General features: G+C 41.8%; 11 protein-coding genes and 1 other annotated feature. Of the genes, 8 read left to right on the top strand and 3 right to left on the bottom strand.

The window, feature by feature from the left end; all coding sequences use genetic code 11:
• Positions 1-157 precede the first annotated feature (157 nt).
• The 6 genes from murC (at position 158) to ccpA (ending at position 5,700) form a co-directional block, all read left to right on the top strand.
• Positions 158-1,456: a UDP-N-acetylmuramate--L-alanine ligase gene (murC, locus tag MHI35_RS13360; protein WP_119125244.1), complete on the top strand. Its 1,299-nt coding sequence runs from the start codon at positions 158-160 to the stop codon at positions 1,454-1,456.
• 225 nt (positions 1,457-1,681) lie between these two features.
• On the top strand, positions 1,682-2,101 hold the full coding sequence (locus tag MHI35_RS13355) for a DUF948 domain-containing protein (protein ID WP_119125243.1): 420 nt from the start codon (positions 1,682-1,684) through the stop codon (positions 2,099-2,101).
• A 26-nt stretch (positions 2,102-2,127) separates the two neighbouring features.
• Positions 2,128-2,598 carry a YtxH domain-containing protein gene (locus MHI35_RS13350; RefSeq protein ID WP_012010918.1) on the top strand — a complete coding sequence of 157 codons (471 nt, stop codon included), beginning with the start codon at positions 2,128-2,130 and terminating at the stop codon, positions 2,596-2,598.
• A gap of 33 nt (positions 2,599-2,631) precedes the next feature.
• Entirely contained in the window at positions 2,632-2,955 is a 324-nt protein-coding gene (gene ytxJ / locus MHI35_RS13345; protein ID WP_144521014.1) for a bacillithiol system redox-active protein YtxJ, read from the top strand.
• Between the two features lie 218 nt (positions 2,956-3,173).
• A complete protein-coding gene (locus MHI35_RS13340) occupies positions 3,174-4,250 on the top strand; it encodes a bifunctional 3-deoxy-7-phosphoheptulonate synthase/chorismate mutase (RefSeq protein ID WP_012010915.1) in 1,077 nt (358 codons plus the stop codon).
• Positions 4,251-4,698: 448 nt separating this feature from the next.
• Complete coding sequence (ccpA, locus tag MHI35_RS13335) at positions 4,699-5,700, top strand: catabolite control protein A (protein ID WP_034665514.1); 1,002 nt, start codon at positions 4,699-4,701, stop codon at positions 5,698-5,700.
• Between the two features lie 42 nt (positions 5,701-5,742).
• Here the strand turns inward: ccpA and MHI35_RS13330 are convergent, their stop codons facing one another.
• From MHI35_RS13330 to MHI35_RS13320, 3 genes are read right to left on the bottom strand one after another with little or no spacing between them, the layout of a single operon-like run.
• Positions 5,743-6,903, bottom strand: a complete 1,161-nt coding sequence (locus MHI35_RS13330; RefSeq protein ID WP_211062863.1) for an acetoin utilization protein AcuC — start codon at positions 6,901-6,903, stop codon at positions 5,743-5,745.
• Positions 6,900-7,541 carry a CBS and ACT domain-containing protein gene (locus MHI35_RS13325; RefSeq protein ID WP_144503657.1) on the bottom strand — a complete coding sequence of 214 codons (642 nt, stop codon included), beginning with the start codon at positions 7,539-7,541 and terminating at the stop codon, positions 6,900-6,902. The genes MHI35_RS13330 and MHI35_RS13325 overlap by 4 nt, the downstream gene beginning before the upstream one ends.
• Before the next feature lie 39 nt (positions 7,542-7,580).
• A complete protein-coding gene (locus MHI35_RS13320; protein ID WP_012010911.1) occupies positions 7,581-8,213 on the bottom strand; it encodes a GNAT family N-acetyltransferase in 633 nt (210 codons plus the stop codon).
• A gap of 155 nt (positions 8,214-8,368) precedes the next feature.
• Here MHI35_RS13320 and acsA point away from each other — a divergent pair, with 155 nt between their 5' ends.
• Both acsA and tyrS read left to right on the top strand, forming a co-directional pair.
• Positions 8,369-10,093, top strand: a complete 1,725-nt coding sequence (acsA, locus tag MHI35_RS13315; protein WP_211062864.1) for an acetate--CoA ligase — start codon at positions 8,369-8,371, stop codon at positions 10,091-10,093.
• 59 nt (positions 10,094-10,152) lie between these two features.
• Positions 10,153-10,391 (top strand) — a binding site (T-box leader).
• A 52-nt stretch (positions 10,392-10,443) separates the two neighbouring features.
• Complete coding sequence (gene tyrS / locus MHI35_RS13310) at positions 10,444-11,712, top strand: tyrosine--tRNA ligase (RefSeq protein WP_088003573.1); 1,269 nt, start codon at positions 10,444-10,446, stop codon at positions 11,710-11,712.
• Positions 11,713-11,731 lie beyond the last annotated feature (19 nt).

Raw genomic sequence — 11,731 nt, 5'->3', positions numbered from 1 at the left:
CTAATCATAGTTAATATTGATTAGAATAGGAAGATCGGAAAAAAATCTTTATTTGGAGCTGCGATCTGTGAACCGCTAGTGGCGAAAATCACAAGTTGCAAATTGAAATGAGCGTCATATACTGTAAGTCAGATAGACGTTTGTTGGAGGTACAATTATGACTGTTTATCATTTTGTTGGAATAAAAGGGACAGGTATGAGTCCACTGGCCCAAATTCTTCATGATACTGGGTATACTGTCCAAGGATCGGATATCGAAAAACATATTTTTACACAAAAAGCATTAGAAGAACGAAATATTAAAATTCTTCCATTTGACCCAGATAATATTCAGCCAGGGATGACCGTCATTGCAGGTAATGCATTTCCTGATACACACCCTGAGATTGAACGTGCTCTATCTGAAGGGATTCCTGTGATTCGTTACCATAAATTCCTTGGAGAATACATGGATTCATTCACAAACGTTGCGATTACTGGTGCTCATGGTAAAACGTCAACAACAGGACTGCTTGCCCATGTGATGCAATCAGCGAAACCAACTTCATACTTAATCGGCGATGGATCTGGTATGGGGAAAGAAAACAGCGAGTATTTTGTATTTGAAGCATGCGAATACCGCAGACACTTCCTTAGCTATCATCCAGACTATGCGATCATGACCAATATTGATTTTGATCATCCCGATTATTTCTCAGACATTGACGACGTGTTTGATGCGTTTCAAAACATGGCGCTTCAAGTGAAAAAAGCCATTATCGCTTGCGGTGATGACGAGCATCTGCCTAAGATTCAAGCGAAGGTACCTGTTGTATACTACGGTTTCAATGAAGAAAATGATTTCCAAGCACGCAATGTTGTGAAGAACACAGAAGGCACTACATTTGATGTATTTGTACGAAATACGTTTTATGATACCTTCTACATTCCTGCCTACGGAAATCATAATGTCCTTAATTCATTAGCTGTCATTGCATTATGTCACTATGAATCCATTGATGTAGAGCTCATCAAAGGGGCACTAACGACATTTGGTGGTGTGAAACGCCGCTTCAATGAAAAAGTAGTCGGTGAGCAGGTTTTAATTGACGACTATGCCCATCACCCAACGGAGATTGAAGTCACAATTGAAGCAGCACGCCAAAAATATCCAGACCGTGAGATTGTCGCTGTCTTCCAGCCGCATACCTTCACACGTACACAGCAATTCTTAAGTGAATTTGCTGACAGTCTGAAAAAAGCGGACTATGTATACCTATGTGATATTTTCGGTTCAGCCCGTGAAAACATTGGGAAGCTGAGTATCGAAGATTTACGAGAAAAAATCCCGCAGGCCCAATTAATTGCAGAAGAAGATACATCCGTGCTGAAAGCGCACAAAGATGGGATTCTGATCTTTATGGGAGCAGGAGACATTCAAAAATATTTGCGTGCTTATGAAAAAGTCGCTGTATAAAATACTTAAACGAAAAGTGCCGCTTTGATCGGCACTTTTTTATTTTGAATAAAATGTGACAAAGGGGCTAATTATGTCACCATCTGCCGCTTTTTTTCGTTCGCTGTGGACAGGAATCAGCGAATAAGTGTAGAATTATTATTCAAACGGTCATTCTAGGCGATGTTTGAATGATACAACGAGAGGGTAATGAATTGAATATGCCCGCAGCAAAGGAGGTATCAGATGATTATTATTCTATATCTAAGCGTTGCACTGATCGCAATAGCTTTCCTCATTCTTGTCATCTACTTGTCCAAAACATTAAAATCCTTACAGCTGACATTAAAGAATGTCGCATCAACTTTAGAAGGTCTTGAAGGTCAGATGCAAGGGATCACCACAGAGACAGCACAGTTGCTACATAAGACGAATCAGCTTGCTGAAGATATCCAAGACAAATCAACAAAACTTAACACAGTTGTGGATGCGGTGCAGGGAATTGGCGGCTCGATCAACCAATTTAATACAAGCATAAAGCAGGCAGCTGGTGCGGTTTCTTCATCCGTTGAACGAAATCAAGAAAAAGTCACGGATGTGGTAAGCTGGAGTAACGCAGCACTTGAAATTTATAAAAAATGGAAACAACGAAAACACCAAAAATAAACCATTTTCGCATAGGAGGAATAATCATGAGCAAAGACGGAATCAATAGCAAAGACTTTTTGATCGGAACACTTATTGGTGGAATTGTGGGTGCAACAACAGCTTTATTTTTAGCACCGAAGTCAGGGAAAGAGCTTCGCGATGATTTGAACACCCAAGCGAATGTTTTAAAAGAAAAAACAGATCGACTCACAACAGATGCAAAAGAAAGAGGCACTGAATATGTGACGATTGCGAAAGATAAAACGTCTGAATTGTCTCAACTGGTGGCTGAACAATCAAACCAAATTTTAGACAAAGTGAAAGACATAAAAGAACGTGCAGCTGGAAAAGCTAATCATGTGAAAAATGAAGCAGAGAATGCGGCAGCTGACCTAGCAAGTGAAGCATCGGATGTAGCGGATGAAGCAAAAGTACGAGCACAAGAAGCGAAATCTGAAATTGAAGATGGCATTAAAGATGTTAAAGAAAAAGTAGAACAATCGACTAAAGGCTAACTCTTACTGCACAGAGCGAAGAAGGAGAACATCATGTCAAAACAACTTATTGAAACAGAAGAACAGTTTGATCAACTAACGAATCAAGATGGGACCTTTGTCTTTTTTAAGCACAGTTTGACATGTCCGATCAGTCAAGCGGCTTTTCAAGAGTTTGAAGCATTTGCGTCTGCACATGAAGACGTGCCAACTTATTTCTTGCAGATTCAAAACACAAGAGAGCTTTCATCCTATGTGACAGAAAAGTCGGGAATAAAGCATGAAAGTCCTCAGGCACTCGTCTTTAGCGGTGGAAAAGTAAAATGGCATGCATCCCACTCAAGCATTACAAAAGAAGCGCTTGAACATAATGTGTAAAAGAGACGTCAGCAATTGCTGACGTTTTTTTTATAAAAAAAGGTTTACTTCAATCAAAACTATGCTATAATCTTACACATAATACTTTATCGCTTAAAAGCGTTTGGGTAATAAAGAAAATTTTCGTGACAATTCCGAAATCTTTGTTTATAATAAACCCTATCATGAGAGAATGAAATAATAAAAAGCGAGAGCGGGCAGAGGAAAGGATGACAAAAATGAGCAACAATGAACTAGAACAATTGAGACAGCAAGCAGATGAACTAAATCTTCAAATTTTAAAACTGATCAATGAAAGAGGAAACATTGTAAAAGAAATTGGTAAAGCGAAAGAAGCGCAAGGTGTCAACCGTTATGATCCTGTCAGAGAGCGCACAATGCTAAACCAAATTCTTGAAGAAAATGATGGACCATTCGAAAACTCAACGATTCAGCATATTTTCAAAGAGATTTTCAAAGCAGGTCTAGAGCTTCAAGAAGATGATCACAGCAAAGCACTTCTTGTTTCTCGTAAGAAAAAACCTGAAAATACAATTGTCAATATCAATGGAGAAGCGATCGGAGATGGGAAACAGCGCTTCATCGTTGGACCATGTGCTGTTGAAAGCTACGAGCAAGTCGCAGAAGTGGCAGCAGCAGCGAAACAGCAAGGACTAAAACTACTTCGCGGAGGAGCATTTAAACCTCGCACAAGTCCATACGACTTCCAAGGACTTGGTGTAGACGGTCTAAAAATTCTCAAGCGTGTAGCGGATGAATACGGTCTTGCTGTCATTAGTGAAATCGTCAATCCTGCTCACATTCAAGAAGCGATTGAGCATATCGATGTCATCCAAATCGGTGCACGAAACATGCAAAACTTCGAACTTTTAAAAGAAGCTGGATCTGTGAACAAACCTGTTCTTTTAAAACGTGGTCTTGCAGCGACGATTTCAGAATTCATCAATGCAGCTGAATACATCATCGCCCAAGGAAATGATCAAATCATCCTTTGCGAGCGAGGTATCCGCACATACGAAACAGCAACAAGAAATACACTAGATATTTCTGCTGTGCCAATCTTGAAACAAGAGACACATTTACCAGTATTCGTTGATGTGACGCACTCAACTGGACGTAGAGATCTTCTCCTTCCAACAGCGAAAGCAGCTCTTGCGATTGGAGCAGACGGTGTTATGGCAGAAGTGCATCCAGATCCATCTGTTGCTCTATCTGACTCAGCACAGCAAATGGACATTCCTCAATTCGAAAAATGGTTAGATGCGTTAAGACCACTTGTTAACATTCACGCATAATAGATCAAAATGCCGCCGGATGACTGCCCGGCGGTTTTTCTATGGAGTAAATAGGATAAAGATTGGGAATGAAAGGAAAAGAGCACATTACAAGCCTCAATCGTGCTTGTTCACAATGTTTTCATTTTTAAAATTCAATAGAATCTGCTAAGATCAGTGTCATAGCTGACGTTCTCGACGGTTTTTTATGAAATATGATTCGATTTACAGGTAACAAGCTCATTAAAGTTTGTTTAATTTAGTTATAAAAAGAAAGGGAACGTTTTCATATGATGAAAAAACGTGTATAATTTCATAAAAGAATGTCATTTTGATGTAGATTGAAAAATTATGTGTCTCTTTTCATCGTTTTAATGACAAATAGGATATTATTTTCCTCGTATCTGACATGTCTCTATCCAATTGGTGAATGCTATAGATATGAAGTGTATTTGAAGGAGTGATTTATGTGAATAATGTTACAATATATGATGTAGCAAGAGAAGCAAATGTAAGTATGGCAACGGTATCACGCGTAGTGAATGGGAATCCGAATGTAAAACCAACAACAAGAAAAAAGGTACTTGAAGCGATTGATCGTCTTGGCTACCGCCCGAATGCTGTGGCACGAGGCCTTGCAAGTAAAAAAACAACAACGGTTGGGGTCATCATCCCTGATATTTCTAGTATCTTCTATTCAGAGCTTGCTCGCGGAATTGAAGATATCGCCACAATGTATAAGTACAACATCATTTTGAGCAACTCAGATCAAAATACCGATAAAGAGCTTCATCTATTAAATACAATGCTAGGTAAACAAGTAGATGGGATTGTCTTTATGGGCGGAAACATCACAGACGTGCTTGTTGAAGAATTTAAGCGCTCTCCTGTGCCAATTGTTCTTGCAGCATCTGTTGAAGAGCAGGCTCAAACACCATCTGTCAACATCAACTACGAGCAAGCGATTTATGATTCCGTTCAGCTTTTAGTTGAAAAAGGACATAAGCGAATTGCCTTCGTATCTGGTCCAATGTCAGAACCGATTAACTCTATGAGAAAGCTTGCAGGTTATAAGCGTGCGCTTGAAGAAGCGGGCATTGCATTTGACGATGCGCTCGTCGCTGAAGGCGATTACTCGTATGATTCTGGAATTGAATCACTTGCTCATCTCCTTGAGCAGTCTGACAAGCCGACAGCTGTTATCGCGGCTACAGATGAAATGGCGCTAGGTGTCATTCATGGAGCACAAGATAGAGGCGTATCGATTCCTGAGGATTTAGAAGTGATAGGCTTTGATAACACGAGACTTTCTCTTATGGTGCGTCCTCAGCTGACAACAGTTGTTCAGCCGACGTATGATATTGGTGCTGTCGCAATGAGACTGCTGACAAAGCTGATGAACAAAGAGCAAGTGGATGACCAAATTGTGGAGCTTCCACACCGAATTGAAGAAAGACAATCAACAAAATAAAACGAAAAAGCAGGCTTACACATGAGTGATTGCCTGCTTTTCTTATGCCTTTTTCTTTTCTCGTCTAACGGGCATCAGTGCTTTTTCTACAGTTTGAGCATTTTTTTCTGTGATTTCTGCTTTTCTTGGGATCGGTGGATATAAATCGTCAGGATCTCCCCATGTGGTTGGCAGAGTGACAGGCGATTGTTTATGCCAAGCCTGAACCCACTCCTGAGGCAGTTCATCAGGTGGTGTAATGCCTTTCATTTCAAGCCAAATTCGGCTCCACGCCCTTGGCACGACACGCCAAATATCATATCCTCCTCCTCCGACCGCGATCCATTTGCCATCACAATATTGATGAGCTAACTCATGGGCAATTCTAGGAATTTCCTCATATATTTTTATGGTGGCAGATAAATGGGTTAACGGATCATAGTAGTGTGCATCTGCTCCGTTTTGCGTCAAAATCACATCTGGTTTAAAAAAAGCAGCAATTTCAGTTATTGCTGTTCGATATGCTTCAAGAAACGATTCATCTTCTGTAAATGCATCAAGCGGAATATTGTAGGCGTAGCCATAGCCTTTATCGTGACCTCTTTCCTGTACTTGTCCAGTTCCAGGGAACAAATAGCGTCCCGTTTCATGAATCGAGACTGTACAAACCTCAGGGTCGTCATAGAAACTGAATTGTACACCATCTCCGTGATGGGCATCTGTATCAATATACAAAATTCTTGCACCGTATGTCTTTTGAATATATTGAATCGCAACTGAGCTGTCATTATAAATACAGAAGCCAGATGCACGCCCTTTAAACCCGTGATGAAGTCCACCGCCAAGATTCAGTGCATGTTGCGTGTGTCCCATCATGACTTGGTCAACGGCTGTGAGTGTCCCGCCAACAAGGAGAGAAGCTGCCTCATGCATACCTGCAAACATCGGTGTATCCTCCGTGCCAAGACCGTAGCGCTCACCCTCTGCTGTAGACAGCTTTCCTTCACTAGCCCGCTGCACAGCTTGAATATAATCGGCTGTATGGACGAGCTTTAATTCCTCAAGGGTCGCCATACGTGGTGCGACGATCTCATCATCTGTTAACGCCTTCATTTTTTGAAGCAGGTCATATGTTAAGTAGACACGAAGCTGATTGAAGGGGTGGTCTTGGTGAAACTGGTACGTTTGAAAAGAGGGTGAAAAAACAAAGGTCGCTTCCTTCATTTGATCGTCTGCTCCATAGGCCAAAGCACCTTATAGCCTTTTGCGCGAATCAGCTTCGTCACATGATCTGCATGCATGGTTTGAAGGCGGAAGACGAGTACTTTAGATGATTCATTTGCATGCGGATACACAAGCACACTGAGCATTTGAATATGCTGCTCCTTTAAAATAGCCGTGATGTCTGCAAGACCTTCTGTCATTTGGTCCACTTCAACCTCTAAGTGTGACCCAGGCTGATCTGCACCTGTCAGTCTAACAAAGGTACGAAGCAAATCAGTCTTTGTGATAATACCTACAAGTTTGCCGCGTCTCACCACTGGAAGGCAGCCAATTCCGTGTTCAAAAAAGACACTTGAAATCTCTTCAACGAAATCAAGCGGATGAGCAGTAATTGTCTCTAATACCATGATCTCTTCAACAGGCCGCTGAATAAAGAGCTGTCTTTTTTCTGTTTCAAATATACTTGGACTGGCATTTTTAATATCTCGATCTGTCACCATCCCAATGACAGAACCTTGATCAGATACGACCGGAATATGCCGAATGTGATGTGTACTCATTTTTTTGATGGCCTCTTCAATCGTATCGGTTTTTCGCAGCGTGATCACATCACGCTCCATAATTTGTTCAATCATCATTGTTTACCAATCCCCTTTGCCAAAAAAACGAATTGAACGTTAATACATAAAGCGCTGATGGAAGCGAAGACGATCGAAACGCTCAATCGAATCAGGACTCACATTTTTCCCGATTCTGGCCATTAAACAATTGGCTGGATGTGAGCTGATCTCTGGCTCGTCTGTTGCAAACCAAACAAGACCGCCTGCGTTCATCATTTTCTCCATCATCTTGCGGTACTCCCACACGTTTTTCTTTGTCCCCTTTAAATCCCAATGCCAGTAATATTCAGTTGTAATGACGATATAATTCTCCATTTGCTCATCCATCATGCTCACATCAAGTAAATGCTTGCCAAGTGAGCAGCCTCTAAATGGAGGAGCGACCTCAATCGCGCCAAGCTCGATTAAATTGTCCATGTTGCCCTCTGACCAGCGCTCAAGCGGATCAGGATACAAATACGTGACATAGCCGACAACAAGCTCATCCACTCTTGCAATGATAATACGTCCTTCTGGAAGGTCTGCTATTTCAACAAGTGCTTGTTTCTGTTCCTCTGGCGTGCGAAATGCCGTTAGTCCTTCATGAAACGTATAGTTCGCAAGCTCTGATGCAGGTACCGGCCCTTCAATAAGGATGGAACCTGTTTCTCGCTCAATGATTTTTGAATAATAAGTTTTAGGATGCTCCACGTATCCACCGCCTCAAATTCTAGTGAGTCGTCTCTATTTTATCTTAAAAGCTGCAAGAATTAAAACGGTTTCACTATAAGTTTTTTAAAAATTGAGAAAAAAAGTCATCTATACTATAATGGTCATTGTAAACGTATGCAAAGGGGGATTGTTTGATGAAAGTGGAAACGCTACCATCAGTAAAAGGGGACTATCATTTAAATGATTATGAGCAGGCATACAAAGAATTTTCATGGGAAGAAGCAAGAAAAAATTTCTCATGGTATGAAACAGGAAACATAAATGCAGCCTATGAAGCGATTGACAGACATGCGGACTCGTTTCGCAAGAACAAGGTGGCGCTTCACTACAAAGATTCACAGCGGGATGAAAAGTATACGTTCAGAGATATGAAAATCAACACAAATAAAGCGGGCAATCTATTCAGAGAAAAGGCACATGTGCAAAAAGGGGATCGCGTATTTATTTTTATGCCAAGATCACCTGAGCTCTATTTTCTTCTGCTTGGCGCAGTTAAAATTGGTGCGATCGTTGGGCCGTTATTTGAGGCATTTATGGAAGGTGCGGTCAAAGACCGTTTAGAAAATAGCGAGGCGAAGGTCATTGTGACAACGCCGGATCTGCTTGAACGAATTCCGTTTGCGGAGCTTCCGAAACTTGAATCCGTCATCATTGTCGGCGGTGAAAAGGAAGACGTCGATGGCGTTCGGACAATCCATTATGAAGAGGCTTTTGCACAGGCGGCGAAGGACCTTGAAATCGAATGGATGGATGAAAAAGACGGCTTTCTGCTTCATTACACGTCAGGGTCGACAGGTACGCCAAAAGGTGTGCTGCATGTCCATGGCGCAATGGTGCAGCAAGACCAGACTGGTAAATGGGTGCTTGATCTGAAAGAAGACGATGTCTACTGGTGCACAGCTGACCCAGGCTGGGTAACAGGCACAGTGTATGGCATTTTTTCACCGTGGTTAAATGGGGCGACGAATGTCATTTTAGGCGGCAGATTTAACCCTGATACGTGGTATGAAACAATTGAATCACTAGGCGTGACCGTTTGGTACAGTGCACCGACCGCCTTTAGAATGCTAATGGGAGCAGGAGATGACCTCATTCAAAAGTATGATCTTAGCTCGCTCCGTCATGTATTAAGTGTAGGTGAACCTCTGAATCCAGAAGTCATCCGCTGGGGAGACGCTGTTTTTGGCAAACGAATTCATGACACTTGGTGGATGACGGAAACCGGTGCACAGCTCATTTGTAATTATCCATGTCTGGACATTAAACCAGGTTCAATGGGGAAACCGATTCCAGGCGTAGAAGCTGCGATTGTAGATAATGCTGGAAATGAACTACCGCCATATCGGATGGGTAACCTCGCCATCAAAAAAGGCTGGCCATCTATGATGCATGCGATCTGGAACAATCCTGAAAAATATGAATCTTACTTTATGCCAGGAGATTGGTATGTTTCAGGAGATTCAGCTTATATGGACGAAGACGGATACTTTTGGTTCCAGGGACGTGTCGATGATGTGATCATGACATCAGGAGAGCGGGTTGGTCCTTTTGAGGTGGAAAGCAAGCTGGTTGAACATCCGGCGATTGCAGAGGCTGGTGTCATTGGAAAACCAGATCCGGTCCGTGGTGAAATTATTAAGGCATTCATTGCGCTTAGAAGCGGGTATGAGCCGACAGATGAGCTAAAAGAAGAGATTCGTACGTTTGTGAAAAAAGGGCTCGCTGCACATGCGGCACCGAGAGAAATTGAGTTTAAAGACAAATTGCCTAAAACGCGAAGCGGAAAAATTATGAGACGTGTACTAAAGGCGTGGGAACTGAATTTACCAGCTGGCGACCTATCGACAATGGAAGATTAATTTTTTTCATCAGTTGACTTGATATCAAAAATATGTTTAAAATGACATTAGTTGAATATGTAAAGGTTTTGACTGAGATTCAGTAGAATCATCTTTCCCTGTCCAAGAGAGCTGACGGCTGGTGCGAGTCAGTACAAAGAGATATTCGAATTACCCTCACGAACCGCTTTTACGAAAAGGAGCATGCATGCTGTCCTGATTAGTGAAAGAACGGATCTGTCCGTTATCAGTGTAAGTGAAAAGACGTGATGTATTGTCTTTTAAGCAGGGTGGTACCGCGATATATATCGTCCCTTCGTTCATTCGAAGGGGCGTTTTTTATGTTGAATTGTAAAAAAGGAGAATGAGATATGAGTCAATTGATGGAAGAGTTATCGTTTAGAGGATTAATTCAGCAACAAACAGATGAAGAAGGTTTAACTAAATTATTAGCAGAAGAAAAAATCAAGCTTTACTCCGGCTTTGACCCGACAGCGGACAGCTTACACATTGGCCACCTATTGCCAATTTTAACATTACGCAGATTCCAGGAAGCAGGCCATCACCCGATTGCTCTTGTTGGCGGCGCAACTGGACTAATCGGCGATCCTAGCTTCAAAAAAGCAGAACGTTCACTAAACCCAGCAGAAATTGTCGAACAGTGGTCAGATAAAATCAAAGGACAGCTTTCTCAATTTCTTGATTTTGAAGCAGGTGAGAACCCAGCCGTTATCGTGAATAACTATGACTGGATCAGCCAAATGAATGTGATCACGTTCCTTCGTGATATTGGGAAGAACTTTGGCGTGAACTTCATGCTGGCAAAAGATATCGTCAGCTCACGAATTGAAACAGGCATTTCGTACACAGAGTTCAGCTACGTCATCCTGCAATCTTTAGACTTCTTAAATCTTTACAGAAATGAAAACTGTAAGCTGCAAATTGGCGGAAGCGACCAGTGGGGAAATATCACATCTGGACTTGAGCTGATCCGTAAGTCTGAAGCAGAAGGGGCAAAAGCATTCGGTTTAACGATGCCGCTTGTCACGAAAGCAGACGGTACGAAGTTTGGTAAAACAGAAGGCGGCGCCATCTGGTTAGATAAAGAAAAAACATCTCCATATGAATTCTACCAATTCTGGATCAATACAGATGACCGTGACGTCGTGAAATACTTAAAATACTTTACGTTCTTATCGAAAGAAGAGATCGCATCGTACGAAGAAAAAGTGCAAACAGCACCTGAAAAACGTGAAGCACAGCGCCGTCTAGCAGAGGAAGTCACGACCCTTGTACATGGCCGTGAATCACTAGAACAGGCAGTCAACATCTCAAATGCGCTATTCAAAGGCGAGATTAAATCTCTTTCAGCCGAAGAAGTCAAAGTAGGCTTTAAAGATGTACCATCAATGGAGAAAAGCAGCACAGAAGAATTAACACTTGTTGATCTTCTTGTGGAATCAAAGCTGTCACCATCAAAACGCCAAGCACGTGAAGACATCACAAATGGCGCAGTTTCCATCAATGGAGAGAGACAAACTGATAAAGACTACGTCCTTTCAGCTGAAGATAGAATCGAAAACCAATTTACCGTCTTAAGAAGAGGGAAAAAGAAATATTTCCTTGTGACGTATAAATAAATCCTTATGAAACAGTAAG

This window comes from Bacillus sp. FSL K6-3459 (assembly GCF_038003305.1).
Taxonomy (GTDB): Bacteria; Bacillota; Bacilli; order Bacillales; family Bacillaceae; genus Bacillus; species Bacillus pumilus_O.
Note: the sequence above shows the minus strand (reverse complement) of the source record. Positions and strands in the feature narration are given on the sequence as shown.